The organism is Devosia sp. GW821-FHT12F11, assembly GCF_058806655.1.
In genome coordinates, this window is sequence record NZ_JBXAPX010000006.1 from 255,407 (window position 1) to 281,894 (window position 26,488).

The window sequence follows — 26,488 nt, forward strand, 5'->3', positions numbered from 1 at the left end:
GGGCAAGCGATGTGGATTGATGTCCGAATAGGCTTGAACGGGCGTCGACGAACGGGTTGAACGGGGGCCGAAAGCAAAAGGAATTCGACTATGGCAACCGTCTCCCCCGATAGCGTCGCCCAGGACCAGATCAAGGCCTTCATCGAGCGCATCGAGCGGCTCGAGGAAGAGAAGGCCGCGATTGCCGGCGACATCAAGGAAGTCTACGCCGAGGCCAAGGGCAACGGCTTCGACACCAAGGTGCTGCGCAAGATCGTCTCGATCCGCAAACAGGACCATGCCGAGCGCATGGAGCAGGAAGCGCTGCTCGAGCTCTACCTCACCGCGCTGGGCATGGCGGCTGCACCGAGCGACGACGAGTAAGCGCCCGCGCCAGACGCAACGAGGGCCGCCCACCGGGCGGCCTTTGCTTTTTCCGGAGGCCGCCCTAGCTGGCCCTGCGGGTCTGTAACCCGACAAAGGTGGCGATCGGCGCCGGGTGGCCAAACAGGAAACCTTGGGCGGTCTCGCAGCCTTCGGAGCGGAGGAAGGTCAACTCCTCCTGCCGCTCGACCCCCTCGGCGACCACTGGGGTGCCGAGATAACGCCCGAGCTCGATGACTGCGTGGACGATCGCCGCCGATTGCGGGTTGCGATCGAAGGTCCGGACGAACGATTGGTCCAGCTTGATGCGCGAGAACGGGAACGCGCTGAGGTGGGTCAGCGACGAGTGGCCGGTGCCGAAGTCGTCGATCGCGACACCCACCCCCAGCGCGCGGACCTGCCGCAGCGTCGTCACCGCCCGCACCAGGTCTCGCACCAGCGCCGTCTCGGTCACCTCGATCTCCAGCCGAGCCGGCGACAGGCCCGTTTCGAGCAGCACCTCATGAATCTGCCGGGCGAAGGCCGGGTTGTGGATCTGCGCCGCCGAGACATTCACCGAAATGCCCAACGGCACTCGCCAGCCGGCGGCCTCCTCGCAGGCGGTCCGCAACACCCACTCGCCAATCCCGAGGATCAGCCCGTTCTCCTCGGCAATGGGGACGAAGACACCGGGCGGCACGTCGCCGCGCTCCGGATGGCGCCAGCGGATCAGCGCCTCGAACCCGGTGACGTCGCCCGAGGCGAGGTCGACCTGCGGCTGGTACGCCAGCTCTAATTGTCCCGCATCGGCCGCAGCCGCCAGGTCATTGGCGACCAGCCGCCGGTCGTGCAACTCATCGTTCATCGTCGCCTCGAACAGCCGGTAGGCGCCGCGCCCGTCCTGCTTGGCCCGGTAGAGCGCCATGTCGGCGGCCGACATCAGCTGCTCGGCGCTCTCGGCGTCACCGGGAAAGGAGGCAATGCCGATCGAAGCGGAGATCATGGCGTCCTCGGGGCTCTCGGCCACATCCAGCGCGAACGCCTGCAGCAGCCGCTGCGCCACACGATTGGCGGCTTCGAGGCTTTCGGTGGCGTTGAGGACCACGGCGAACTCGTCGCCGCTCAGCCGAGCGGGATAACCGATCTCTGCTACCTCCCGCTGCAGGATCAACCCGACCCGGCGCAGCAGCGCATCGCCCGCCGCATGGCCATAGAGGTCGTTCACCTCCTTGAACTTGTCGAGGTCGAGACACAGCACACTGCAGCTCCGCCCGTCGCCGCGGGCCCGCTCGATGGTCTCATTGAGCCGCTTGCCGAAGCTCACCCGGTTGGGCAGCCCGGTCAGCGCATCATGGTGGGCGAGGAAGCGGATGTGCTCCTCGGCCTGCTTGCGGACCGACACATCGCGGATGGCGATGGCGCGCTGCCGCACCCCCTGGAACTCGATCTCGTGGGCCACCGCCTCGACCGGGATGCTGCCGCCGGCAACCTTGAGCTCGGCGTCGATGGTGGCGTTGGGCGAGCGCTGGAGCGCCTCGCAAGCAGCGGCGTCGAGGAAGTCGAGCAGCGGCCGGCCGTTTGCGTCAGCATCCGAGCCCACGAGGTTCCTGAAGCTACGATTGGTCGCGGTGATAGCTCCTTGCCGCACGATGACGATGCCTTCGACGGCTGCGTCGGCCAGCTCGCGCATCCGTGCGCCTTCGGCACTGCGGCGCCGATCCCTGAGGTCGAGCAGGGTGCCGCCCATGGCGAGGCCGAGGATGATGGTCGAGGCGAGCGACAGCACCAGCCACAGCCAGGTCGGCGTGCCCTCGGCGACGATCGAATAACAATCGGCGAAGCCTGCGGCGCCCATGGCGGTGAAATGCATGGCGCAGATGGCGAGGGTGAGCAGAACCGGCGCACCCAGCCGGCCGCGCAGGGTCGAGGCTCGCGCCAGCCAGAGCGCCGCCGCGCCCAGCGCCATGCCGGTCAGGATCGACAGCGCGACGAGGTTGCCGTCCCAGACGATGGCGCCGCCGACAATCACTGCCGCCATGCCGGTGTAGTGCATGGCGGAAATACCGAGACCAACCACCGCGCCAGCGAGGATCGAGTCGCCGGCGGAGGTGCCGATGGCGGCAAACCAGAGCCCGCCGCCGACAATGGCGATGGCCAGCGATAGCGATGCCAGCGTCGTCGGCAGGTCGTAGCCGACGGCAACGCCGGGGTGAAACGCCAGCATGGCGACGAAGTGGGTGGCCCAGATGCCGAAGCCGACGGAAACCGCCGCGACGCCCAGCCACGCCAACTGCATCCCGCCGGCCGTCCGCCGGGCATGGTGCAGCAGCGATATTCCGGCGAATGACGACAGCGCGCACAGCAACGCCGCCACGACAACCAGTGCCATGTCGTGGTTGTTCAGCAATGTATTGACGACAGCCTGCAACAGGCGCCCCCGGAGACTTTAACGGCGGCGATAGTTCGCGCCGCCGATGAACAGACGATTACCCGCTACTGCGAACCAACATCGGGTTGTCGCATGGGTGAATCAGCCGTCTGGCGTGCTGCAGGTAGAACTGCGTAGGCGTGGCGGCCGTCCCCGTGCAGGGCTGGGCGGAACGGCCTGCTACCATAGACGTATGGAACGCCGGGGCGGCTCCGCTAGTTCTGCTGCGGGGCTTCTAGGAGCAGTTATGACGCAGCGCACGTTTGGGCCGGAGAAGCGCGACGGCCGATGGTATTTCTACGCCTATCTCGACGGACAGCAGGTCGAGTGGGGTCCGTATTCGAGTGAGGAATTTGCCAAGGGGGCCAAGGACGCGATCGAGCGTCGGCTCTCGGCGGAAGATCAGGCGCGTTCACCGCAACCGGCGGTGGCCCCAGCCAATGATGAGCCGAAAGAGCAGGGTGCTCCGGCCGAAGGTACCACTGCCGGTGGTTGACCGACCCCCACCCCTGTCCCTCCCCCTAGGAATGGGGAGGGAGACCAAGACACCAGCCTCGCAGTGAGCGTCTCCCTCCCCTTGTTTAGGGGGAGGGGACAGGGGGGCAGTCAACCACCGGCGTTGATGTTGCTTACGCCGCCGCCGGGGTCGGCTCGCCCAACGACAGCATCAGCCGGTTGGCCCAGTTGAAGAACGCCGCGCTCTGGATCAGGTCGGCGATCGCCAGGTCGTCGAGCCCGGCCTCCTTGAGGTCGGCGATCTGTTCGCCGCCGAAGGCCGAGGGCGTCTCCGTCAGGGCGACCGAGGCGGCGACCAGGGTGTTCCAGCGGTCGCCGAGATCGACTTCCACGCCGTCATCGAGCAGCCGCTGCACATCCTCGCCGCGCTTCGAATAGGTCGAGGCGAAACGGGCATGCACCGAAGCGCAGAAGATGCAGCCGTTGGAGCGCGAGGTCGCCGCGGCCGCGAGCTCGCGCTCGGCGCGGGGCAGGCCGGCGTCGGGGTTGTAGAAGATATCCTTGTCGGTGCGGGTGCGGGCGCCGAGGATGTCCGGATCGCGGGCAAGCAGCATGAAATAGGGCGACTTGGCGCGCGACGCCTCGGTCAGCCCTTCCCAGTGCCGGTCTGTCAACTCGGATTCGTCGAGCGGCTGCAGCCAGGGGGCCCAGCCGATCTGCTCCTGGGTGAAGACCACCGGGCGGTCGGCGAGGTCGTAGGTGATGGCTTTATCGGTCATTTCAGGCCTCAGGCTGCAGCGACGGGGCTGATCGGGGTGGTGGCGTAGGCGATGCTCGCGGCCTGCTGCGCTGCGGCGAGGGCCCTGAGCCCGATCACCACGCGGATCTGGAAGGCAAGGAACGCCACCAGTTGGCTCAGCGTCACGATATCGGTCGTCGACCAGCCGGCATTGAGCAGCTTCTGCAGCTTGTCGGGGCTCGCGTCGCGCGGGTGGAAGACGAGGAAGTGGGCGTGAGACAGCGCCGCGCCGAGCCGGCCGAGTACCTCGCGGTTTGCGGCGTCAGGCTGATATTCCAGGCCCGGCTTGTCTTCGGCGCTGAGGGGACCGGCGGGATAATGGCCATAGGGGCCGGCCGTCTCGCCGCGACGGATCTCAGCGCTGATGGCGCCGATCAGGCCGTTGCGGTCGTGGTGCCCCAATTGCTCCTTGTAGAATGCGGCGATCGCTTCGTCCCTGTGCAGCGCGGCGACGAAGTAGGCGATGGCGAACCGCTCTTCGAGCAGCACCGTGCCTGCATCAACGGGCGCAAACAGCGCCTCAAAACTCTTCTGCGCATTGTCGCGGGCGGTCGGCCGCCCATTGCGCACGGCATCCAGCGCGCTGCCGGGGAGCACGCCCACCAACTGGTCGATGACGTCCTTGCTCTTGTCACTCATGGTAATGTTCCTTTCGGGAGCTTCAGCGGACCACGCTCAGGCGCGGCGAATGCGGCTTGTCGGCCTTGGACCAGCCGAGGGAAGGCGCGACTTTTTCGGCGATCAGTTCGATCGAGCGCAGCACCAGCTCGTGCGGCGGATCGACCGAATGCACCTGGAAGACGATGTCGGTGACCCGCGGCAGCGTGGTGTCGCGGTGGAGGCTCTCCAGCACGTCGTCGACGGTGCCGACATGCGTGTCGGTGGTGGCGATCAGATCATTGAGATCGTCGCTTTCGAAGCGGTGGCCGCCCTTGGCGAGGCCGATGGCGGCTTTCTTCAGGCCAGCTGCGGCGTAGCGGCGCGCTTCCTCGCGGTTGTCGGCGACGAACAGGGTGCGCGAGGCGACGATGCGCGGCGCGATCTCGCGCGGCAGGTGCGCGAAATAGCCGTCGATGATCGGGTGCTGCAGGTCGGGTAGGCTCGCCTTAGGGTTGTCGGCCGGACGCGGCTGGGTGCGCGACAGCATCAGCCCGTCGCCGGCCTTGCCGGCTCGAATGCCGCCAGCCACCGAGAAGGTGGCCTGCCAGAAGCGCTCGAGCAGGTGCGGCGCCGCCGGGTAGAGCTTGACGTCGCCGGCGATGGGCGAACCGGAAAGCGCGGTGCGGAAGGTTGCGAGGTGCCGCTCATAGATGGCGGCCTTGTCCTTCACGTCATAGCCGAAGGCAGTGAACGAATCCGGGGTGCCGCCCGAGCCGGTGCCGAGCTCCAGCCGGCCACCCGACAACAGGTCGAGCACCGCCGCGTCTTCGGCGGCGCGGATGGCGTTCTCGAGCGGCAGAGTGATGATGCCGGTGCCGAGCCGGATGCGCGTGGTGCGCGACGCCACATAGGAAAGGAACACCAGCGGCGAGGGCAGGCCGCCCTCATCGCGGTGGAAATGGTGCTGGGCCACCCAGGCGCTGTCGAAGCCGTTGGCCTCCGCGTGGACGATCTGCGTCGCGGCATTGTGGTAACGCTCGCCGGCGCTGGTGTCGTCGAGCAAGCGGGTGAAGAAGCCGAGGCGCTTGGGGAGTGAAGTGTCAGACATTGGCGTGGCTCCGTTGGCCGGGAATGGCGTCGATCAGTTCGCGCGTGTAGGGGCTTTGCGGGTTGCGGAAGACCTCGGCGACCGGCCCCGTTTCCACCTGCCTGCCGTTCTGCAGCACCGACACGGTGTCGGAGATCTGCCGCACCACGGCGAGGTCATGCGAGACGAACAGGTAGGTGAGGCCGCGCTCGCGCTGCAGCTCGTCGAGGAGCTTGAGGATCTGTGCCTGGACCGTCACGTCGAGGGCGGACACCGCCTCGTCGAGCACCACCACCTCGGGGTCGAGCACCAGGGCCCGGGCGATGGCGACGCGCTGCCGTTGCCCGCCGGAGAGGGCGCGGGGCCGGCGTTGGCGCAGAGCTTCGGGCAATCCGACCCGTTCCAGCAGGACGTTGACCTTGTCGGCACGCGCCGTCGCGTCGAGGCGGCCGAAATTGCGCAGGGGTTCCTCGACGATCGAGAACACCGTCTGGCGCGGGTCGAGCGAGGAGAACGGGTTTTGGTAGACCAGTTGGATCTTCTGGCGGAACTGGCGCAGCGCATCGCCCTTCAGCGAGGCGATATCGGTGCCGGCAACGCTGATCCGCCCCGAGGTCGGTCGGCCGAAGCCGACGATGTCGCGCACGGTGGTGGTCTTGCCCGAGCCGGACTCGCCGACAATGGCGTGGGTGGTGCCACGGCGCACCGCGAACGAGATGTCGTCGACGGCGCGGAAATTCCTCCGTCCATTGATCTGGAAGTCGTGGACGAGGTTTTCGACCAGGATCGCATCCTCACTCGGTGTCATCTCGGCCGAAGAGCCGGGACCCAACTCTCCGCTGGCGCCTGTGGAGGCTTGGGTCCCTGCTTTCGCAGGGATGACAGCCGGTGGGTAAGGAGGCCTCGCAGCCCTGGTACCAGCCGACAGCGACGGAGCATCGGCGAGCAGCTGCCGGGCATAGGCGCTTTGCGGCGCCGCCAGCAGTTGGCGCGCCGCGCCGGCTTCCTGGATGCGGCCGCCCTGCAGCACGAAGATGCGGTCGGCCCGGTCGGCGGCGACGCCGAGATCGTGGGTGACCAGCAGCACCGCGGTGCCGGTGTCGCGGCGCAGCTCGTCGATCAGGTCGAGGATGCGGCGCTGCACGGTGACGTCGAGCGCGCTGGTCGGCTCGTCGGCAATGATCAGCTGCGGCTTCAGCGCAATGGCGATGGCGATCAGCACACGCTGCTTCATGCCGCCCGAGAGCTCGTGCGGGTACTGCCGGGCTCGGAGCTCGGGGTCGGACAGCCCGACGCGGGCCAAGAGTTCAATCACCCGCGCCGCGATCGCCTTGCTGTCGCGCTCGCCATGGATGCGGAGGATTTCGCCGACCTGTGCGCCAACCGTCTTCACTGGGTTCAGCGAACTGGTGGGGTCCTGCGGGATCAGGCTGATCTGGCGGCCGCGGATGGCGTCGAAGCGTTTGCCGGTCCAGTGGGCGATATCCTCGCCGTTGAGCCGGATGGCGCCATGCTCGATGCGGCCGTTCTCGGGCAACAGCCCGATCACCGCCTGGGCGGTGGTGGTCTTGCCCGAGCCGGATTCGCCGACCAGCGCCACGACCTCGCCCGGCTCGACCGTGAAGCTCACGTCGTGCGTCACGCGGGCATAGCGGTCGGCTTCCTTGTAGGCGACCGAGAGGTTCTCGACCGAGAGGAGGGGAGTGCTCATCGTCCGACCTTCCCCAGCGCCTGGCTGATGCGGTTGGCCGACAGCACCACCAGCACAACGACGAGGCCGGGGGCGGTGGTCAGCCACCAGGCGGTCGAGATGTAGTTGCGTCCCTCGGCGATCAGGAGGCCCCATTCCGGCGTCGGCGGCGGCGCGCCATAACCGAGAAAGCCGAGGGTGGAGATGGCGAGGATGGCGCCGCCGAACTGCAATGCAGCGAGGGCCAGTACCGAGGTCAGCGAGTTGGGCAGCACATGCCGCCACAGCACCGAGAGAAAGGTGCCGCCGCTGCCGAACGCCGCCTCGACATATTCCGAGCGCCGCACCCGCACCACTTCGGAGCGGGACAGGCGGGCGAAGCCGGCGACCGAGGTGATGCCTACGGCGATCGCGGCATTCACCGTGCCGAAGCCGAGGAGGATGATGATCGAGAGCATCAGCAACAGGCCCGGGATCGACAGCAGCACGTCGACGACGCGCATCACTGCCTCTTCGACCAACCCGCCGGTGGCACCGGCGAACAGCCCGAGCGTAGTGCCGACGACGAGGCCGACCAGCACGGCGACGAAGGCGCCGCTCAGCGAGTGCACCGCGCCGTAGACGATCCGGGCGAAGAGATCGCGGCCCAGCGCGTCGGTGCCGAGGATATGCAGCAGGGTCGGCGCCTTGAGCTTTTCGGCCGGCACGCCCTGCACCGGGTTGAAGCTGGTGAACAGCGACGGCGCGAGGGCGAACAGCACCACCAGCGCAACGATGCCCCAGGCCAGCACCAGGCTCGGCGAGACGCCACGCAGGCGCTGCAGCAGCGGGTTGCCCGAGGCGCGGCGCGGATTGGCGACGAGAATGTCTGTGGATCCGATGCTGGTCATGCTGGGGCACCCTTCAGGCGGCGGAGGCGAGGATCGAAAACCGGGTAGAGCAGGTCGACAGCGAGGTTCACCGCGACGAAGCAGAGGGCGGAGAACACCACGATCGCCTGGATCACCGAGGTGTCCTGGAAGCGCACCGAGCGTTCGGTCAGCCCGCCAATGCCGTTGAGGCCGAACACCGTCTCGGTGATCACCGCGCCGGCCAGCAGCTCGCCGAACAGGATGCCGGCAATGGTGAGGGTCGGCAGCAGCGCGTTCTTCACCACATGGCGCCACAGCACCCAGCTGGGCGAAGCACCCTTGGCGCGGGCGACGGCGACGAAGGGCTGGGTCGAGACCTCGTCGATATTGCGGATGAGGATTTGCGCCAGCGGCGCCGAGATCGGGATGGCGAGGGTGATCACCGGCAGGATCAGTCCTTCGAATTCGCCGGGGTTGATCACCGAGATCCACTTGAGCCGAAACGAGAAGATCTGGATCAGCATGATGCCGAGCCAGAACACCGGCAGCGACACGAACAGCGAGGGGATCGACTGGATGGCGGTGCGTAGCCAGGCAAAGGGCACCAGCGTTGCAAGGAAGGCGAGACCCAGCGCGATGATCACCGCGAGGGTGAAGCCGAGGCTGGCGAGCCGGGCCGTCGCCGGCAGGTTGGTCAGGAGCTCATGGGCCACCGGCACGCTGCCGACAACCGAGTAGCCGAAATTGCCGGTGAGGAAATTGCCCAAAGCCTGCAGGTATTGCTGCCAGAGCGGGCTATCGACGCCATAGGCGTCGCGGAGCGCGGCGATCTGTTCCGGGCCGAGGCCCAGTTCCGGGTTCTGGAACTTGATCAGGATCGCATCACCGGGCAGCGCCTGCAGTAAGAGGAACGAGGCGGTGAAGGCGATCCACAGGACGAGCAGCGCCTGCCCGATCCGGCCGATGATGTAGCGCGACATGGCGGCGCTCCAGAATGAGGGAAAGTCCCGGGCGTTGCCGCCCGGGAGCCAAATCGGTCAGCGGGTGAGCCAGACGTTGTAGAAGCTCGGGCGGCCCACCGCCTCGAAGCCTAGCCCGTGCACGTAGGGCGCAGTGGCGAAGGCCTGCGGCTCCTCGAAGAACGGGATGATGTAGGCTTGGTCGAGTACGTAGCCCTGGATCTCACCGGCAATGGCGAGGCGCTTGGCGCGGTCGGTCTCGGAGGCAAGACCCTCGAGCAGGCCGTTCAGCTTCTCGTCGACGAAGTTCTGGACCTTGTCGCTGGAGCCACCCTTCTGCAGCAGCCAGTCGCGGTTCTTGGGATAGAAGCCGGACTTGATCACATCAGGATCGGCGCGGCCGACCATCGCCACGGTGACCGGGGTCTTCAGCGGATCGAGCTGGTCGAGGGTGCGGCTGCCGGCGTCGCCGGCGAGCACGTTGAGCTTCACTCCGACCTGCGCCCATTGCTGGGCCACCAACTGCAGCACGCCTTCGTTCTGCGGCTGCGGCAGCGACACGTAGACGGTCAGGTCGAGCTTCTTGCCATCCTTTTCGAGGATGCCGTCGGCGCCGGGCGTCCAGCCGGCTTCGGCAAACAGCGCCTTGGCCTTCTCCTGGTCGAACACCAGCTTCGAGGATTCATCGACATAGCCGGCGGCATGCTGCGAGATCACCGAGGTCGCAACCGGATAGTTGGCCGAGAACAGCGTATCGACGATTTCCTGGCGATTGGTCGCCAGCGTCAGCGCCTGGCGGACCTTGAGGTCGGCGACCAACGGGTTGTCCGGACGGAAGGCGATCGAGTTGTTCACGCCGCGGGTATTGGGCGCAAAGATCTCGAAGCCGGCGTCATTCACCTGTGGCTCGTCATAGGCCTGGATCTGCCGGATGATGTCGGCCTGGCCGGAGAGCAGACCGCCGATGCGGACACTGTCTTCTGGAGTGATGAGGTACTTGATGCCGTCGAGCCAGGCGCGGCCCTGGTGCTCGAACTTCGCCGGACCCCAGTTGTAATCTTGGCGAACCTTGAGGTTCAGTTCCTTGCCGAGCGTTTCGCTCTCGACCACGAACGGGCCGGAGCCGACGATCTTGGTGGCGTCGCCGAGCTCGTCATAGGGCAAGGCCAGCGTCGCCGGCGAAACGATGCCGGAGCCGATCACCGAAGTGCCCTGCAGGAACCCCGGCGAGGGGGCCTTGAAGTGGAACTTGATGGTCAGGTCGTCGACGACCTCGGCGTGGTCGTAGTTGTTGATCACTTCCGACACCGGGTATTTCAGCTCTTTGTTGCCGAGCCCGAAGGTGTCGTAGTTCACCGCGACGGCTTTGGCGTCGAGCGGCGTGCCGTCCGAGAAGGTGATGCCGGGGCGGAGCTTGAAAGTGTACTCGGTGGCGGTGTCGTTGACCTCCCACGACTCGGCCAGCCACGGCTCGATCTCGAGCGTCTGGGGGTTCTGGTAGGTCAGCTTGTCGGTGATCTGGTTGAGCACGCCGCCGTTCGGATAAAACCCGCCGGCCGGGGGATAGAGGTTCGTATGGGCCTGTTGCTCGAGGTAGATCAGGGTGCCACCCTGAACCGGGGCATCCTGGGCAAAGCTGGGGGCGACGATGGTGCCGGCGAGCAGCAGGGCGGCGAGCGCTCCGAGCGTGCGGCGTCTGATTGATGTCACGGGTCCGATCCTTTCGGGTGCGAAACTGGGGTTCCGAGGCGTGCCCGGAAGGTGCCCAGATCGTAGCCCGATCGGCGGCTCACTCAATAATCCCTATGGGAATGATAGACTAAATAGGCGAAAGCCGGTGAGATTTGAATCACACGGTTTCGCCGGCGCGGAGAAAAGGCCCGCTAGCCCGCACTGAAACTGCCGTTCAACACACCAGTGAAGCAATCCAGCCGACTACTCGGCCGCAGCCCGATCGTCGTAGTCGGGCGCATCCGGATTGCCGGGGGCAGTCTCGGTGCCGAGATCGGGGAAGGCGACGATGCGCTGGTTGCGCAGGTCCATGCGCACCACCAGCAACCCACGTTCCTCGAAATAGGCGAGCAGGCGCCGGGCGCGGCCGGTGGAATGGGTGCCGTAGGCGCGGGCCAGCGCGGCATCGGAGGGGCAGGGCAGGGCTTCGAGCGCGGCCCGCGCCAGCACCAGGAAGACGCCCTGCACGTCATCGGCGAGCTGGGTCGAGAGCGACAGCGCCGTTTGCCAGGTCTCGGACTGCGCCGTCTCCTCGGCGACGCCGGCCCGCACCACGGCGAGCTTCCTCCGGAAGCCCGGCAGCGCCAGCGCTTCGCCGGGGACGCGCCGGATGCGGCAGCGGACAAGGAAATCCTGGTAGAGCACGGCGACCGAGCGATAGGCCGCATCGCGATCTTCGAGCAGTTCGCGGACCACGTCGTCGATGGCGCGGTCGCGCTCGGCGATGTCGACCGGCGGCTCGTCGGCACGTGGCTGCTGCGGCACCTGGGTGCGTACCAACTGGGCGAGGAGATCGTTGGTCGAGGGCGGTGGCGGCGGTGGGGGCCGGCGGACCGGGCGCACAGCTTCGGGAACCGGTGCAAAGATCAGGTCCCGAGCGTCGACGGAGGCTTCCGGCAGCGGCATCAGCTTGGGGCTCGAGGAGCGCGCCGAGGTTTCCACCGGTCCGATCACCATCGGCAGCGGGCGGCGTGACATGGCGGGGCCGAGCGCTACGAAATGGCCGCGGTTCAGGTCGCGGAACATCTCGGCCTGACGCCGCTCCATGCCGAGCAGGTCGGCGGCGCGGGCCATGTCGATATCGAGGAAGGTGCGGCCCATCAGGAAATTCGAGGCTTCGGCGGCGACGTTCTTGGCGAGCTTGGCCAGCCGCTGCGTGGCGATCACCCCGGCAAGGCCGCGTTTGCGGCCGCGGCACATCAGGTTGGTCATCGCACCGAGCGACAGCTTGCGCGCTTCGTCGGAGACTTCACCGGCAATGGCGGGGGCGAAGAGCTGCGCTTCATCGACCACCACCAGCATCGGGTACCAGTAATCGCGGTCGGCATCGAACAGGCCACCGAGGAAAGCGGCGGCGCAACGCATCTGCTGCTCGACATCCAGCCCCTCGAGGCTCAGCACCACCGAGACGCGGTGCTGGCGGACGCGGGCAGCTATGGTGGTGAGTTCGCTCTCGGACCGTGAGGCATCGACCACCAGGTGCCCGTACTTGTCGGCCAGGGTAACGAAATCGCCCTCGGGGTCGACGATGCATTGCTGCACCCAGGGGGCGCTCTGCTCGAGCAGGCGACGGAGCAGGTGAGACTTTCCGGAACCGGAATTGCCCTGCACCAGCAGGCGCGTGGCCAACAGTTCCTCGAGATCGAGCTTAGCCTCGGCGCCACCCTGCGCCACACCCATGTCGATCGCGACCTGCATGGGATGTGGTTAGCTGATTCTTGCGGGTAGGGTTGGTCCGCAACGAAGCTTAATCACCGGGCGTCATACCGGTGGCGCCGGTTTTGAGATGACCACGGTGCCCCCCTCACACACCGGATGTCATCCCTGCGAAAGCAGGGACCCAACTCTCAGCTGGCGCGGGCAGTGAAATGGGTCCCTGCTTTCGCAGGGATGACATCCGGTGGTTTGGCGATTCCGTGCCTTGGGCCAACGGCCAGCGGGTTCGAAAAGACTAAGCCTTCGTGGTCCGCGGCAAGGCGGCCGTGTCGATCCCCAGCGTGGTCAGCGCCGTCGCCACGATGCCGGCGCGGTCGAGCCCGGCTGCGGCATACATGTCGTTGACCCCGGCCTGTTCGGTGAACACGTCGGGGATCATCAGCGGGCGGAATTTCAACTTGCCGTCGAGCATGCCATGGTTGGCGAGGAAGGTTGCAACATGGCTGCCGAAGCCGCCAATGCCGCCTTCCTCGATGGTGATCAGCACCTCATGTTCCTTGGCCAGCCGGGCGAGCAGCGTCTCGTCCAAGGGCTTCAGGAACCGCATGTCGGCGATCGTCGGGTTCAGCCCATAGGCCATGAGCTTCTCACCGGCGGCGATCACTTCGCCGAGCCGGGTGCCGAAATTGACCAGCGCCACCGACTTGCCTTCGCGCAGGATCCGGCCCTTGCCGATTTCGAGCACCGTGCCGCGTGGCGGCAGCTCGACGCCGAGCCCATCGCCGCGCGGGTAGCGGAAGGCGATCGGGCCCTCGTCATAGGCGGCGGCGGTCGCCACCATGTGGCGCAGCTCGGCTTCGTCGCCGGCGGCCATCACCACCATGCCGGGGATGGCGCCGAGATAGGCGGCATCGTAGTTGCCGGCATGGGTCGGGCCGTCGGCGCCGACATAGCCGGCGCGATCGATGGCGAAACGGACCGGCAGGCCCTGCACCGCCACGTCATGGATCACCTGGTCGTAGGCGCGCTGCAGGAAGGTCGAGTAGATGGCGCAGAACGGCTTCAGCCCCTCGGTCGCCATGCCTGCGGCGAAGGTCACCGCGTGCTGCTCGGCAATGCCGACATCGAAGATACGGGTGGGGAACAGCTCGGCGAATTTATCGAGCCCGGTGCCGTTGGGCATCGCGGCAGTGATGGCGACGACGCGGTCGTCGGCCTTGGCCTCCTCGATCAGGCTCTGCGCGAACACCGAGGTATAGGACGGAGCGTTCGATTGCGGTTTGGTCTGCGCGCCGGTGATGACGTTGAACTTGTTGACGCCGTGGTACTTGTCGGCGGAACTCTCGGCCGGGCCGTAGCCCTTGCCCTTCTTGGTCACCACGTGAATGAGGATCGGACCGGACTCGGCGTCGCGCACGTTCTGCAGCACGTCGAGCAGGTCGTTGAGGTTATGGCCGTCGATCGGGCCGACATAAAAGAAGCCGAGTTCCTCGAACAGCGTGCCGCCGGTGAAGAACGAGCGGGCGAACTCCTCGGTCTTGCGCGCCGTCTCGTGGATGAGTTTGGGCATCTTCTCGGTGATCGACTTGGCGGTGTCGCGGAAGCCGCGATAGAACGGGCCGGAGACGAGCTTGGCGAGGTAGGAGCGCATCGCGCCGGTCGGCGGAGCGATCGACATGTCGTTATCGTTGAGGATGACGATCAGTCGGGCGTCCATGGCGCCGGCATTGTTCATCGCCTCATAGGCCATGCCGGCCGACATGGCGCCATCGCCGATCACCGCGATGACGTTGCGCTTCTCGCCCTTCAGCTCGGAGGCCACGGCCATGCCGAGGCCGGCGGAAATCGAGGTGGAGGAATGGCCGGCGCCGAACGGGTCGTATTTGCTCTCGGCGCGGCGGGTGAAGCCACTGAGCCCATCCTTCTGGCGCAGCGTGCGGATGCGGTCGCGGCGGCCGGTCAGCACCTTGTGCGGATAGGCCTGGTGGCCGACATCCCAGATCAGGCGGTCGTTGGGGGTATCGAAGGTGGCGTGGATGGCGACGGTCAGCTCGACCACGCCGAGCCCGGCGCCCAGGTGCCCACCGGTCACCGAGACGGCGTCGATCACTTCGGCGCGGAGTTCGTCGGCGACTTGGCGCAGCTCATCACGTGACAGGGATTTCAGGTCGGCTGGCGCCGATACGCGATCGAGCAGCGGTGTCTGCGGCTTGTCCAAAATACCGATCCTTCGCCGGAACGGGCCGGTCTCACACTGAGAGACTTAGAGGCTCGGGTTCGGCATTGCAACGCCTTGTGGGCGCGGCCTTTTAGCGTTCTGCGACGAGTTGCAAACCATCCGTCACGAAACGGTCATAGGCGGGAATTGCGGCGTTGTCGGGAAGGAAGCTGACGCGGCCGGTGAGCGGGCCGAGTTCGGTGCCCTTTTCGAGGTAACCCTCGGCTTCGGTCATCTCGGCCCAGAAGGCGGTGGTCATCGGCACCGGCTGCACCAGGGTGTCGTTGACGTGGTCAATCTCCGGCGCCACCAGGTCCATCGGCCTGAGCTCGATCGACTGGTTCGGCTGGCGGCTCAGCGCCAGATCGGCGAGGGCCTGCTGCATCGGTTCGGGAGCCGAGGTGTCGGTCAGCGAGTTGAAGGTCATGTCGAACATGCCCTTCAGCGTCGAGAAGGTCTCGGGGCCGCCGAGCGAGGCGGTCTGGACATTGCCCGAGCTCAGCAGCTGATCCCTGGTCGGCAGTTCCGGCACCACGGCGTTCTCGCGCTCGATGATCATCTTCAGCGCCTGTTCGGCGCCCGGATCGGGGCTGGTCGCGACATAGGCGGTGACCATCTCGTCGGCCTTGGGCGACATCAGCACGCGCGGTTTGGGCAGCGGCTGGTCGATGGCGGCGAGCGCCGCCACGGCGGTCTGGCCGTTCTCGCCGCCAAGCGGCGAACGGGTGGCGAGCTGGATGCGGGCGGATTTTGTGGCCGGGATCGGCGCGCCCACCGCTTCGAAGGCCTTGGTGTCGATACCAGGCGGCAGGGCGGCGACATTGATGCCGCCTTCGGATTTGGTGCGGAACACCGGCACCGGCGCCGCCACCTCGAAGGTCGGTACGACGCGCTGCGCCGGCTCTTCGGCGGAGGCCAGCATGATGGCGGCGCCGTCGCCGAGGGTGCGTGGGCGGAGCGCCGGGATCGGGGCAGCCTCGCCTGCATTGTCGGCCAGCATGATCGCCGGAGCGCTCTCGAAGATGGCGTCGCCATCGCAAGGCACGGTGCGGCATTTGGACCACTGGGCCTGAGCGTAGGCGCGGCCTTCGTTGGAAAGCGGCTTGCCGTCGGTGGGCAGATGCAGAGTCTTGCCGTCGGGGAAGACCTTCTTGAGCTGGGCGCGGGTCATGCGCGGCCAGGCGCGCACGTTGCCGGTATCCATGTGGACGAACGGGCTGCCCGAAGTGGGATAGAAGCCGACGCCGCCGACCTGGTGCTTCATCGCGGTTTCGCGCAGCTTGGACAGGTTCACCCCGGGGATGAACACGTCCATCGCCTTGCCACGCATGTGCTGGCTATTGTCGGCAACACCCGACGATTTCGCTGCCAGCATCTTGTTGGTCTTGGGCGACCGGTAGGACGAAACGATGTTGTAGGGCTGGCGGCCGCCGACTTCCTGGTACACTTCCCAAAGCAGATCGAAGAGGGCAGGGTCCATCTTCGTGGGTTCTTTGGTCCGCCAGTCGGCGAGGAAAATGTTGAGCTCGCGCAAGACCTTCTGGTCATACTGGCCGTTGCGCTTGAAGGTGAAGCTGCCGGTCTGGCCGGTATGGGTGTGGTGCAGGTAAAGCGTACGGTCGCCGCCGCCATTGGCAGCGCTCACCGGCGCGACGCTCGGCGGCAAAACGACGGTCAACGCCATCGTCGCGGCAAAAAACAGCCGCGGTAGAGTCCGCCATATCCCCAACAGTTTTCCCGACACGCCCCGAACGACCCGTTGCAACCCAATAGACGACAGAGCCTAGCGCCAGTTCGATGAGAATACATTAACGCTAACGCCCGGTAACCCAAGTGAGGCGGCTACCGTGCCGGTTTCTAGGCAGAAAATCCGGCTGAACCAAGGCCGAATTCCTAAGCACTCGTAAACGCTTGGCCTGTCACATTGCGGCGACGACATAACAGAAGGGCCGGCGCCTGGTGGCGCCGGCCCTCGTTTCTAGTCCCGAAACGCACCGATTGCTATTCGGCCAGCAGTTCTTTCAACCGCTGGTTCATGCCGTACACGTCGCCGTAGGAGCGGATGGTGCCGTCGGCATCGACGCGCAGGGTGAAGTAGGAGATGTGCACCGGGATCTTGGTGGTGAGGTTGAACCAGCGCTCGGTGTCGCCGAACGACGCGGTCAGCGTCTCGGCGCTGAGGCTCGGCTCGAGCTTCAAAAGCGCGTCAGCGAAATCCATCGGGTTCTCGACGCGCACGCAGCCGTGGCTATAGGCGCGGAACGAGCGCGAGAACAGCGACTTGGACGGCGTATCGTGCAGGTAGATGTCGTGCTGGTTGGGGAACAGGAACTTCACCCGCCCCAGCGCATTGCCGGCACCCGGGCGCTGCCGGATGTGGAACCTGTTGATGTTGGTCTGGGTCCAGTCGATGGCCGAGGCGTTGATCACCTTGCCGCCCGACAGCATTTCCATGTTCTGGCTGGCGAGGTAGCCCGGGTTGGCGATCAAATGCGGCTTGATCTCGTTGGTGGCGATCGAGGACGGCACGTTCCAGTACGGGTTGACGACGATATGCTCGATCTCGTCGTTGAACACCGCGGTCTGGTTCTTGGGCGTGCCCACCACGACGCGGGTGGTGTAGTGGACCTCGTCCTTGTTCATGATCCACAGGCGGAACTCGGGGATGTTCACCGTCACCTGGAAGTCGCCGTAGTCGTTCGGCTCCCAGCGCCAGCGCTCCATGTTGGCGACGATGTCTTCCTTGGTGGTGGCCGAGCCGCCATTCAGCGCCGCGATGGTCGCCGGCCCGATGACGCCGTCGCCATTGAGGCCGAGGCTTTCCTGGAAGGCCTGCACCGCCGCGACCAGCGGCTCGTCATAGTTGATGTCGACGGTCACCGCGGCGCCGGCGGTCTCCGGAATATCGGGCTCCGGCACATCGAGGCGCTGGCGCAGCAGCGTGACGCGCTCGTCCTGCATGCCGGGCTTCAGCAGCTTGCCCTCGGGAATGGTGATCGCGGCGTCCATCACGGCGCCGTCGTAGAACTTGGCGAGTGCCGCCTTCAGCCCGAGGAACTCCGGCTGGGTCGGCGACAGCGCCAGCAGCAGCTTGTCCGGCTCGCTGCTGTCGGCGAGCTTCACCAGCATCTCGGCTTCGTTGATGCGCTTGGGCGCGATGGTCCAGGTCTTGTTGACGTCGAGCGGCGAAATGCGGCCGCCGAAGGCATCCTGCGCGTAGCGGATCGCCGCTGTGGAGAAGGCAGTTTCGAGCGCGGCGAGCTTCATCGGATCAGTGCCGGCGGCGGCCACGTCGAGGTCGGCGGTCAGGTAGTCGGACGGGCGGAAGCCCTCGAGCTCGGAGTCCTTGAAAACCTGGATGATCTTTTCGGCATTGGGCGAGAAGGCGATGGAGCCATCATCCGCCTTGCTCAGCCACAGCGGCTCGAAATGGCGCGCGCCGTAGAAGAAATAGAGCTTCTGCGTCTGCTGGTAACTCCGGGTGCCCTTCTCTGCTGCCGCATAGGCGGAGGAGAGGCCGGCCTTGATGATCCGCGCCAGCTCGGTCTTGGGCGGCGCAATCACGATGCGGGTGGTTTCGATGCCGGCGACCGTGACGGTTTCCTGGGCAGAGGCTGCTTGCGTGAAGATCGCAAATGGCGATGCAAGCGCTACGGTGCCCGCCAACAACAAGGCCTTCAGCATAGTCATTAAGTACTCCGTGCCCGGCTCGGGGGCTGGCAAGGGGCGGCGCGACGGGGAGGATTCGGCACTCTTGCCCCAGATATGCATTTTGCTTAGCCCACAAATCTTAACGCTGACAATTCCTCGCGATTTTGTGAGTTCGGTCTGTGGACTTGGTGCAACTAACGCCTGCTCGCCCAAGGCAAATCTAGGCGGCGTCGCTCTCCAGGCCCTCGTCCAGACCGTACTCGCGGAGCTTGCGATAGAGCGTCGACCTGCCGATGCCGAGCGCCCGCGCCACCCGCGACATGCGGTAGCCGTAGTGGCGCAGCGCGAACACGATCAGTTCGCGCTCGACATCGGCGAGGGCGGCGACTTCGCCACTCTGGGCCATGAAGCGGTCGCTGACCGCTGTCCTGTCCACAACCTCGCGTAGAGAGGCGATAGCCTCATCGATGTGAACCGGGGCTGAAGGGCCAGGCGCCACCGAGGTCAGCCGCAGCGCCTCGGCGCGGCCGGTGCTCAAGGCGACGATCTGCGGGAAGTCGGCGCTTTCGAGGTAGGCCGCGTCGCTGAGCACCACGGCGCGGTACACCGCATTCTCCAACTGCCGGATGTTGCCCGGCCAATCGTAGTCGCGCAGCAGCTTGAGCGCCGGCTCGGAGATGCCGACGATGCGCTTGCCGGCTTCGGCGGCAAGGCGGGCGATGAAGTGGTTCACGAGGGTGGGCAGGTCTTCCATCCGGTCGCGCAGCGGCGGCACATAGAGCGGGAAGACATTGAGCCGGTAATAGAGATCTTCGCGGAAGGCGCCGGCCTTGGTCAGGTTGAGCAGCCGCCGGTTGGTCGCCGAGATGAGCCGCACATTGACCCGCACCGGCTTGTCGGCGCCCATGGGCTCGAACTCGCCGTCCTGGATCACCCGCAGCAGCTTGACCTGCGTTTCCATCGGCAACTCGCCGACCTCATCGAGGAAGATGGTGCCGCCATGCGCCTCGAGGAACTTGCCGGGGTGGTCGGCGACAGCGCCGCTGAAGGCGCCCTTCCGATGCCCGAACAGTGTCGACTCGATCAGGTTGGCGGGGATTGCCCCACAGTTGACGATGACGAAGGGCTTGCCGGCTCGATCACCCGAACCCTGGATCACCCGGGCGACGAGTTCCTTGCCGACGCCGGTCTCGCCTTCGATCAGCACCGGGATGGTGGATTTCGCCGCCTTGGCCGAGAGCGACAACACGCGATCCATGCTGGGCGCGCGGGTGACGATGTCGGTGAGGCTCATGCTGCCGCTCAGCCGGCTGCGATCGGTGCGCACCATGCTCTCGAGTTCGCCGAGCTTCAGGGCGTTCCTGAGCGACATGATGAGCCGCTCCGGGGCGACCGGCTTGACGAAGAAGTCAGCGGCGCCCTGGCGCATCGCGGTGACGACAGTATCGAGCGAGGAGTGGCCGGTCTGGACGATCACCGGGGTGGCAAGGCCATCGCGGCGCATTGCTTCCATCACCGCCATGCCATCGAGATCGGGCATTACCAGATCGAGGACCATGGCTCCGATGCCGGGATCGGCGTGGAGCAGTTCGAGGGCCTGTCTACCGCTGGTGGCCGTAACGGCAGAGAACCCGGCCCGGTTGGCGACCTCGGAAGTGAGCCTGAGCTGCACCAGGTCGTCATCGACTATCAGAACGCGCGTCATGGTCCTCCAAGGACTTTGTAGTTGCACGCTTCGCCCGCATGCGAATCGCGCTGTGCCGTTTTGGAGCAGCATGTGAGGGGTGGGTTAAGAGGCGATTAAGCCCGAGCAAACCGCCTTCGGCTTCCCATCCGCAGGCCCTCTGGATAAGGTCGCGCCCGCTTTGAGACTGAGGTGATGAATTGCTAAAGATCGAAATGACGCGCGCGCCGGAAGCCACAGCCCAGCGGGGGCACAACCAGCTCGGCAACATGCCGACCTGGAACCTCGACGATCTCTATGCCGGCAACGACTCGCCCGCGCTGAAGGCGGATCTCGCCGCGGCGCAGGCCGATGCCAAGAGTTTTGAGGCCGACTACAAGGGCAAGCTCGAGGGGCTGGCGAAGGCCGGTAAGCTCATCGATGCGATCAAGCGCTACGAAGCGCTTGGCGATCTCAGCGGCAAGCTCGGCTCCTACGCGTTCCTGCAATATGTGCGGAACACCCAGGACCCGGACAAGGTGAAGTTCCTCGGCGATCTCAGCCAGGCGCTCACCGATCTCTCCACCGGGCTCATCTTCTTCGGGCTCGAGCTCAACCGCATCGATGAAGCCGTGCTCGAGGCAGCGCTCGAGGGCAACCCCGAGCTCGGCCGCTACCGCCCCTGGTTCACTGAGTTGAGGAAAGCCAAGCCCTACCAGCTCGAGGACAAGATCGAAGAGCTGTTCCACGAGAAATCGGTGACCGGCGCCAGCGCCTGGAACCGGCTGTTCGACGAGACCATGGCCGCCCTCAAGTTCAATGTCGACGGCGAGGAGCTGAACCTCGAATCGACGCTCAACTACCTCTCCGACAAGGACGAGCTGAAGCGCGAAGCGGCGTTCAATGGCCTGTCGAAGACGCTGCACGGCAACGAGAAGCTGTTCACCCACATCACCAACGTGCTCGCCAAGGACAAGGAAATCGCCGACCGCTGGCACGGCTTCAAGGATATCGCCGACAGCCGCCACCTCGAGAACTCGGTGGAACGCGAAGTGGTCGACGCGCTGCAGACCGCGGTGCGCGCCGCCTATCCGCGGCTCAGCCACCGCTACTACGCCATGAAGGCGAAGTGGTTCGGCAAGACACAGCTCAATGCCTGGGACCGCAACGCGCCGCTGCCGACCAGCGACGACCGCATCTACGACTGGCCGACCGCGAGGGACACGGTGATGGAGGCCTACAGCGCCTTCTCGCCGAAGCTGGCCGAGATCGCCGAGCCGTTTTTCGAGAAGGGCTGGATCGATGCGCCGACCAAGGACGGCAAATCACCGGGCGCCTTCGCGCACCCGACCGTGCCCTCGGCGCATCCCTACCTGATGCTCAACTACCTCGGTAAATCACGCGACGTGATGACGCTGGCGCATGAGCTGGGTCATGGCGTGCACCAGGTGCTGGCCGGCCCGCAGGGGGCGCTGATGGCGCCGACGCCGCTGACGCTGGCCGAAACCGCCTCGGTGTTCGGCGAGATGCTGACCTTCCGCTCGATGCTGAAGAAAACCACCGACCCGACGCAGCGCTTTGCGATGCTGTCGAGCAAGGTCGAGGACATGCTCAACACCGTGGTCCGGCAGATCGCCTTCTACACCTTCGAGCGCGAGGTCCACACCCGGCGCAAACAGGGTGAGCTGACTACGGCCGATCTCAATCAGATCTGGCTCGATGTCGGCGCCGAGAGCCTCGGGCCGGCGATCAAGCTCAACGAAGGCTACGACATCTTCTGGGCCTATATCCCGCACTTCATCCATTCGCCGTTCTATGTCTACGCCTATGCCTTCGGCGATTGCCTGGTGAACTCGCTCTACGCGCAGTACGAGAAATCCAGCGACGGGTTTGCCGAGCGCTATTTCGAGTTGCTGAAAGCCGGTGGCTCCAAGCATCACTCCGAACTGCTGGCGCCGTTCGGCCTCGACGCCCGCGACCCGGGCTTCTGGTCGCTGGGGTTGGGGATGATCGAACGGCTGATCAACGAGCTGGAAGCGACGCAGCCAGCCTGAGGCTGCTACGGCGGGCGGCTTGGCAATTGGTCCAGCGTGGCGAACCGCCGCGCTGTGCTTGTGCGGCACTGCCGCGCGAAGTATGAGAGGCTGAGTGGGGCGGTCTGATCTTCGGCGTTCGCGGTGCTGTCGCGGCGTGATGGTCCGGGGGTCGGTGTCCCGAGAGACGATCAATGGACTGAGGACCTGATGGCCAAGAAACCCGCCGCCGCTGCTACGCACGAACTGCCGCCCGCCATGGACTACGCCCAGCATGAGGCGACCTATGCCGGCTTCATCACTTTTGTGAAGTGGGGCATCGTGGCGATGGTGTTCGTCGTCCTGTCGCTCTACGCCTTCATCGAGGCGCACCAGCCGATCATCGGGGCGTTGCTGCTGCTGGCCATTCCAGTGCTCATCATCGGTGTGATGGTGATGGGATCCCGCCGCAGCTGACGGCGGGATTTTTCTATGCGGTGACCGACACGGTCGGCGACTGACGCTCTGGAGACTTCCATGAAGATTGCAGTGTTGCGGGAACGCGCCGAAGGGGAGACGCGTGTCGCGGCGACGCCCGAGACGGTCACCAAGCTGATCGGGCTGGGCGCCGATGTCGCCATCGAGGCGGGGGCAGGTGAACTGGCCCGCTTCCCCGACAAGGACTATGCCGCCGCGGGCGCCAGCGTCGGCTCGGCCGCTGCGGCGATCAAGGGCGCCGACATCGTCCTTACCGTGCGCCGTCCGGCCGCCGCCAGCCTTGCCGGCGCAGCCGTCGGCGCGCTGGTGATCGGCGCGATGGATCCATACGGCAACGAGGCCGAGATTGCCGGGCTGGCCAAGGCCGGCGTCACTGCTGTCGCCATGGAGTTCATGCCGCGCATCACCCGCGCCCAGGTGATGGATATCCTCTCGAGCCAGGCCAACCTTGCCGGCTACCAGGCGGTGATCGATGCCGCCGGCGCGTTCGACCGCGCCATGCCGATGATGATGACCGCCGCCGGCACGGTTCGCCCGGCCAAGGTGTTCGTCATGGGCGCCGGCGTTGCCGGGCTGCAGGCCATCGCTACCGCCAAGCGCCTCGGTGCAGTGGTCACCGCCACCGACGTGCGCGCCGCTGCCGGCGAGCAGGTGGAATCGCTCGGCGCCAAGTTCATCATGACCGATGCGCTGAAGGATGCCTCGGGCACCGGCGGCTATGCGCGCGAGCTGACCAAGGACGAGCAGGCGGCCCAGGCCGAGCTGGTCGCCGGCCACATCGCCAAGCAGGATATCGTCATCACCACGGCGCTGATCCCCGGCCGCCCGGCACCCAAGCTGGTGACCAAGGCGATGGTCGAATCGATGGCGCCGGGTTCGGTGCTGGTCGATCTCGCGGCCGAGCGCGGCGGCAATATCGAACTGACGCAGCCCGGCAAGACCATCACCACGGCTAACGGCGCGACCATCATCGGCTTCACCAATGTCGCCGGCCGGCTCGCCACCTCGGCCAGCCAGCTCTACTCCCGCAACCTCGTCTCGTTCCTCGAAACGCTGGTCGACAAGAAAGAGAAGGTGCTGGCGGTGAACTGGGACGACGAGCTGGTGAAAGCCACCGTGCTCACCCGCGACGGCGCCATTGTGCATCCCAACATCAAGGTCGACGCCGCCCCGGTCGCGGCAACGCCCGCGGCTGCAAAGGCAGCCGAGCCCAAGAAGGCTGCGGCTCCGAAGGCCGAGGCCGCACCCGCAAAGGCCGCTGCTGTGGCCAAACCGGTCGGCGGCAAGGTGAAGAAGGCTGCACCGATCGTCGCTCCGGTCGCCAAGGCTGCCGCGCCCGAGAAGGCAGCTGCACCCAAGAAGGCTGCGGCCAAGCCCGTGGCCACCAAGCCTGCGACCGCCAAGGCGGCCAAGCCTGCCGCAAAGCCCTCGACCGCCAAGGGGAAGAAGTAAATGGAACAGACCGCTGCCCATACCGCGGATGCCATCACCGCGGCGGTCAGCGCCGCCACCGGTGGCGCCATCGACCCGTTCGTCTTCCGCCTGTCGATCTTCGTTCTCGCCATCGCGGTGGGGTACTACGTGGTGTGGAGCGTCACCCCGGCGCTGCATACGCCGCTGATGAGCGTCACCAACGCCATTTCCTCGGTGATCGTGGTGGGGGCGCTGCTCGCAGTTGGCGTACCGCTCGCCGCCGACAGCAACTGGGTGTCGAAACTCTTCGGCTTCCTCGCGCTGGTGCTCGCCAGCGTCAACATCTTCGGCGGCTTCCTTGTCACCCAGCGCATGCTGGCAATGTACAAGAAGAAGGAAGCGCCGGCCGGCAAGGCGGGTAAACACTGATGTTCAAGCGTCTCTTCGCCGCCATAGCGGTCTTCGCCGTTCTTGCCACGCCGATCTTTGCCGCCGAGTTCACCGACGAGCAGCTCGAAGGCCTCGCGGCCCGCATCGAGAGCTTCGACGCGGCAATGAAGGCCAGCGACATGTCCCAGGTGATGGACGTCGTGCCGCCCAAGGTGCTCGACAAGATCGCCGCCAATTTCAACGTCACCACCGAGCAGCTGATCGAAGCGACGCAGCAGCAGATGGACCAGGTGATGAAGGACGTAGAGATCGTTTCCTTCGGCATGGACCTCGACGCGGCCGAGTTTCTCGAAACCGCCGACGGCACCCCCTATGCGCTGATCCCGACCGAGACCGTGATGGATCTGGGCGAGGCCGGCGGCAAGGTGAAGGCGAGCTCGTCGACGCTCGGCCTGTTCGACGAAGAGGCCTGGTACCTGGTGCGCGTCGAAGATGCGCAGCAGGTCGCGATCCTCAAGGAAGTCTACCCCGCCTTTGCCGATGTGGAGTTCCCCGCCGGCAGCATGGAGCCCGTCACGGAATGATCGACGCCAGTTTCGCCGCCGTTCTCTATCTCGTCTCGGGCGTCCTCTTCATCCTGGCGCTGCGCGGGCTCTCGAGCCCGGCCACGTCACGGCAGGGCAATACCTTCGGCATGGTCGGCATGGCCATCGCCATCGTCACCACGCTGCTGGTGGCCGGTGTTTCCGACTGGCTGAGCTGGGTGCTGATCATCGGCGGCCTTGCCATCGGTGGCGGTATCGGCGCCGTGCTGGCGCGCAAGGTCAAGATGACCGACATGCCGCAACTGGTCGCCGCCTTCCACTCGCTGGTCGGTCTCGCCGCGGTGTTCGCCGCGGCTGCGGCGCTCTATGCGCCCGAGGCCTTCGGCATCGGCACCGTGGGCTACATCCACGCCCAGGCGCTGATCGAGATGAGCCTCGGCGTTGCCATCGGCGCCTTCACCTTCACCGGCTCGGTCATCGCCTTCGCCAAGCTCAACGGCAACATGAGCGGCAAGCCGATCATCCTGCCGTTCCGCCACATCATCCACATCGCGCTCGGCCTGTTGCTGCTGGTGCTGATCTGGGCCTTCGCGGTCACCGTCGACCCGCTGTGGTTCTGGGCCATCACCGTCGTGGCGCTGGTGCTGGGCGGGCTGATGATCATCCCGATTGGCGGCGCCGACATGCCGGTGGTCGTCTCGATGCTCAACTCCTATTCGGGCTGGGCGGCGGCAGGCATCGGCTTCACGCTGGGCAATACCGCGCTGATCATCACCGGGGCGCTGGTCGGCTCGTCCGGCGCCATCCTCAGCTACATCATGTGCAAGGCGATGAACCGCAGCTTCATCTCGGTGATCCTGGGCGGTTTCGGCGGCGACAGCGCCGCCGCCGGCTCGGGCGAAGAGGAGACGCGGCCGGTCAAGCAGGGCTCGTCCGACGACGCGGCCTTCATGATGAAGAATGCCGGCAAGGTCATCATCGTCCCCGGCTACGGCATGGCCGTGGCCCAGGCCCAGCATGCGCTGCGCGAAATGGCGGACCTGCTCAAGGCCGAGGGCGTCGAGGTGAAGTACGCCATCCACCCGGTGGCCGGCCGTATGCCGGGCCACATGAACGTGCTACTCGCCGAAGCGAACGTGCCGTATGACGAAGTGTTCGAGCTCGAGGACATCAATTCCGAGTTCGCGCAGACCGATGTCGCCTTCGTCATCGGCGCCAACGACGTCACCAACCCGGCGGCCAAGACCGACAAGACTTCGCCGATCTACGGCATGCCGGTGCTGAACGTCGAAGACGCCGGCACGGTGCTGTTCATCAAGCGCGGCATGGCGGCGGGCTATGCCGGTGTGCAGAACGAGCTGTTCTTCCGCGACAACACCATGATGCTGTTCGGCGACGCCAAGAAGGTCACCGAAGATATCGTCAAGGCACTGGGGCACTGACAGCCCGCGCGTCTATTGAATTCTGCTGACTTGCTTCCGTCAGCGCCGATACTGAAC

At 65.9% G+C, this 26,488-nt stretch carries 21 protein-coding genes; 8 read left to right on the forward strand and 13 right to left on the reverse strand.

What is annotated here, in order from left to right:
• The first annotated feature begins 90 nt into the window (after nt 1-90).
• Nucleotides 91-363, forward strand: a complete 273-nt coding sequence (locus AC1ROK_RS18840) for a DUF2312 domain-containing protein (RefSeq protein WP_055883009.1) — start codon at nt 91-93, stop codon at nt 361-363.
• 64 nt (nt 364-427) lie between these two features.
• Here AC1ROK_RS18840 and AC1ROK_RS18845 read toward each other — a convergent pair whose 3' ends face one another.
• Nucleotides 428-2,770, reverse strand: a complete 2,343-nt coding sequence (locus AC1ROK_RS18845) for a bifunctional diguanylate cyclase/phosphodiesterase (protein WP_492849713.1) — start codon at nt 2,768-2,770, stop codon at nt 428-430.
• Nucleotides 2,771-3,017: 247 nt separating this feature from the next.
• Here AC1ROK_RS18845 and AC1ROK_RS18850 point away from each other — a divergent pair, with 247 nt between their 5' ends.
• Nucleotides 3,018-3,266 (forward strand): hypothetical protein, encoded by a 249-nt coding sequence (locus AC1ROK_RS18850; RefSeq protein ID WP_492849715.1) that lies wholly within the window; start codon nt 3,018-3,020, stop codon nt 3,264-3,266.
• 133 nt (nt 3,267-3,399) lie between these two features.
• On the opposite strand, the gene AC1ROK_RS18855 is transcribed toward AC1ROK_RS18850, so the two are convergent.
• The 12 genes from AC1ROK_RS18855 to AC1ROK_RS18910 form a co-directional block, all read right to left on the reverse strand.
• Nucleotides 3,400-4,005 (reverse strand): alkylhydroperoxidase domain protein, encoded by a 606-nt coding sequence (locus AC1ROK_RS18855; RefSeq protein WP_492849717.1) that lies wholly within the window; start codon nt 4,003-4,005, stop codon nt 3,400-3,402.
• Nucleotides 4,006-4,013: 8 nt separating this feature from the next.
• Complete coding sequence (locus AC1ROK_RS18860) at nt 4,014-4,664, reverse strand: CMD domain protein (protein WP_492849719.1); 651 nt, start codon at nt 4,662-4,664, stop codon at nt 4,014-4,016.
• A gap of 22 nt (nt 4,665-4,686) precedes the next feature.
• Nucleotides 4,687-5,733 (reverse strand): putative FMN-dependent luciferase-like monooxygenase, encoded by a 1,047-nt coding sequence (locus tag AC1ROK_RS18865; RefSeq protein ID WP_492849721.1) that lies wholly within the window; start codon nt 5,731-5,733, stop codon nt 4,687-4,689.
• The gene (locus AC1ROK_RS18870; RefSeq protein ID WP_492849723.1) at nt 5,726-7,423 is read right to left on the reverse strand and encodes a dipeptide ABC transporter ATP-binding protein; all 1,698 of its coding nucleotides are present in this window, start codon (nt 7,421-7,423) and stop codon (nt 5,726-5,728) included. The genes AC1ROK_RS18865 and AC1ROK_RS18870 overlap by 8 nt, the downstream gene beginning before the upstream one ends.
• Nucleotides 7,420-8,292: an ABC transporter permease gene (locus AC1ROK_RS18875; RefSeq protein WP_492849724.1), complete on the reverse strand. Its 873-nt coding sequence runs from the start codon at nt 8,290-8,292 to the stop codon at nt 7,420-7,422. The genes AC1ROK_RS18870 and AC1ROK_RS18875 overlap by 4 nt, the downstream gene beginning before the upstream one ends.
• Nucleotides 8,289-9,233, reverse strand: coding sequence for an ABC transporter permease (locus AC1ROK_RS18880; protein WP_492849726.1), 945 nt, complete (start codon nt 9,231-9,233; stop codon nt 8,289-8,291). Before AC1ROK_RS18880 ends, AC1ROK_RS18875 begins: the two co-directional genes overlap by 4 nt.
• A 57-nt stretch (nt 9,234-9,290) precedes the next feature.
• A complete protein-coding gene (locus tag AC1ROK_RS18885; protein ID WP_492850020.1) occupies nt 9,291-10,913 on the reverse strand; it encodes a TIGR04028 family ABC transporter substrate-binding protein in 1,623 nt (540 codons plus the stop codon).
• Nucleotides 10,914-11,147: 234 nt separating this feature from the next.
• Nucleotides 11,148-12,641: a helicase HerA domain-containing protein gene (locus AC1ROK_RS18890; protein ID WP_492849728.1), complete on the reverse strand. Its 1,494-nt coding sequence runs from the start codon at nt 12,639-12,641 to the stop codon at nt 11,148-11,150.
• A 253-nt stretch (nt 12,642-12,894) separates the two neighbouring features.
• Nucleotides 12,895-14,817, reverse strand: coding sequence for a 1-deoxy-D-xylulose-5-phosphate synthase (dxs, locus tag AC1ROK_RS18895; RefSeq protein WP_492849730.1), 1,923 nt, complete (start codon nt 14,815-14,817; stop codon nt 12,895-12,897).
• A 91-nt stretch (nt 14,818-14,908) separates the two neighbouring features.
• A complete protein-coding gene (locus AC1ROK_RS18900) occupies nt 14,909-16,495 on the reverse strand; it encodes a peptidoglycan L,D-endopeptidase MepK (protein ID WP_492849732.1) in 1,587 nt (528 codons plus the stop codon).
• Nucleotides 16,496-16,818: 323 nt separating this feature from the next.
• Nucleotides 16,819-18,507: a L,D-transpeptidase family protein gene (locus AC1ROK_RS18905; RefSeq protein ID WP_492849734.1), complete on the reverse strand. Its 1,689-nt coding sequence runs from the start codon at nt 18,505-18,507 to the stop codon at nt 16,819-16,821.
• A gap of 181 nt (nt 18,508-18,688) precedes the next feature.
• Nucleotides 18,689-20,173, reverse strand: a complete 1,485-nt coding sequence (locus AC1ROK_RS18910; protein WP_492849736.1) for a sigma 54-interacting transcriptional regulator — start codon at nt 20,171-20,173, stop codon at nt 18,689-18,691.
• 194 nt (nt 20,174-20,367) lie between these two features.
• On the opposite strand from AC1ROK_RS18910, the gene AC1ROK_RS18915 reads away from it, so the two are divergent.
• From AC1ROK_RS18915 to AC1ROK_RS18940, 6 genes are all read left to right on the forward strand, one after another.
• Nucleotides 20,368-22,185 (forward strand): M3 family oligoendopeptidase, encoded by a 1,818-nt coding sequence (locus tag AC1ROK_RS18915; RefSeq protein ID WP_492850022.1) that lies wholly within the window; start codon nt 20,368-20,370, stop codon nt 22,183-22,185.
• A 189-nt stretch (nt 22,186-22,374) separates the two neighbouring features.
• Nucleotides 22,375-22,620 carry an aa3-type cytochrome c oxidase subunit IV gene (locus AC1ROK_RS18920; protein WP_492849738.1) on the forward strand — a complete coding sequence of 82 codons (246 nt, stop codon included), beginning with the start codon at nt 22,375-22,377 and terminating at the stop codon, nt 22,618-22,620.
• A gap of 60 nt (nt 22,621-22,680) precedes the next feature.
• Complete coding sequence (locus AC1ROK_RS18925) at nt 22,681-24,093, forward strand: Re/Si-specific NAD(P)(+) transhydrogenase subunit alpha (protein WP_492849740.1); 1,413 nt, start codon at nt 22,681-22,683, stop codon at nt 24,091-24,093.
• Nucleotides 24,094-24,483, forward strand: a complete 390-nt coding sequence (locus AC1ROK_RS18930; protein ID WP_492849742.1) for an NAD(P) transhydrogenase subunit alpha part 2 — start codon at nt 24,094-24,096, stop codon at nt 24,481-24,483. It begins immediately after the preceding gene.
• Nucleotides 24,483-25,028 (forward strand): hypothetical protein, encoded by a 546-nt coding sequence (locus tag AC1ROK_RS18935; RefSeq protein WP_492849744.1) that lies wholly within the window; start codon nt 24,483-24,485, stop codon nt 25,026-25,028. The genes AC1ROK_RS18930 and AC1ROK_RS18935 overlap by 1 nt, the downstream gene beginning before the upstream one ends.
• A complete protein-coding gene (locus AC1ROK_RS18940) occupies nt 25,025-26,431 on the forward strand; it encodes an NAD(P)(+) transhydrogenase (Re/Si-specific) subunit beta (protein ID WP_492849746.1) in 1,407 nt (468 codons plus the stop codon). The genes AC1ROK_RS18935 and AC1ROK_RS18940 overlap by 4 nt, the downstream gene beginning before the upstream one ends.
• Nucleotides 26,432-26,488: the final 57 nt, after the last annotated feature.

Coding starts and splice junctions, on each gene's coding strand:
- AC1ROK_RS18855 (WP_492849717.1), bottom strand. CDS start 4,005: ATGACCGATAAAGCCATCACCTACGACCTCGCCGACCGCCCGGTGGTC.
- AC1ROK_RS18915 (WP_492850022.1), top strand. CDS start 20,368: ATGACGCGCGCGCCGGAAGCCACAGCCCAGCGGGGGCACAACCAGCTC.
- AC1ROK_RS18935 (WP_492849744.1), top strand. CDS start 24,483: ATGTTCAAGCGTCTCTTCGCCGCCATAGCGGTCTTCGCCGTTCTTGCC.
- AC1ROK_RS18875 (WP_492849724.1), bottom strand. CDS start 8,292: ATGACCAGCATCGGATCCACAGACATTCTCGTCGCCAATCCGCGCCGC.
- AC1ROK_RS18880 (WP_492849726.1), bottom strand. CDS start 9,233: ATGTCGCGCTACATCATCGGCCGGATCGGGCAGGCGCTGCTCGTCCTG.
- AC1ROK_RS18870 (WP_492849723.1), bottom strand. CDS start 7,423: ATGAGCACTCCCCTCCTCTCGGTCGAGAACCTCTCGGTCGCCTACAAG.
- AC1ROK_RS18905 (WP_492849734.1), bottom strand. CDS start 18,507: ATGACTATGCTGAAGGCCTTGTTGTTGGCGGGCACCGTAGCGCTTGCA.
- AC1ROK_RS18940 (WP_492849746.1), top strand. CDS start 25,025: ATGATCGACGCCAGTTTCGCCGCCGTTCTCTATCTCGTCTCGGGCGTC.
- AC1ROK_RS18840 (WP_055883009.1), top strand. CDS start 91: ATGGCAACCGTCTCCCCCGATAGCGTCGCCCAGGACCAGATCAAGGCC.
- AC1ROK_RS18890 (WP_492849728.1), bottom strand. CDS start 12,641: ATGCAGGTCGCGATCGACATGGGTGTGGCGCAGGGTGGCGCCGAGGCT.
- AC1ROK_RS18865 (WP_492849721.1), bottom strand. CDS start 5,733: ATGTCTGACACTTCACTCCCCAAGCGCCTCGGCTTCTTCACCCGCTTG.
- AC1ROK_RS18860 (WP_492849719.1), bottom strand. CDS start 4,664: ATGAGTGACAAGAGCAAGGACGTCATCGACCAGTTGGTGGGCGTGCTC.
- AC1ROK_RS18920 (WP_492849738.1), top strand. CDS start 22,375: ATGGCCAAGAAACCCGCCGCCGCTGCTACGCACGAACTGCCGCCCGCC.
- AC1ROK_RS18910 (WP_492849736.1), bottom strand. CDS start 20,173: ATGACGCGCGTTCTGATAGTCGATGACGACCTGGTGCAGCTCAGGCTC.
- AC1ROK_RS18850 (WP_492849715.1), top strand. CDS start 3,018: ATGACGCAGCGCACGTTTGGGCCGGAGAAGCGCGACGGCCGATGGTAT.
- AC1ROK_RS18925 (WP_492849740.1), top strand. CDS start 22,681: ATGAAGATTGCAGTGTTGCGGGAACGCGCCGAAGGGGAGACGCGTGTC.
- AC1ROK_RS18930 (WP_492849742.1), top strand. CDS start 24,094: ATGGAACAGACCGCTGCCCATACCGCGGATGCCATCACCGCGGCGGTC.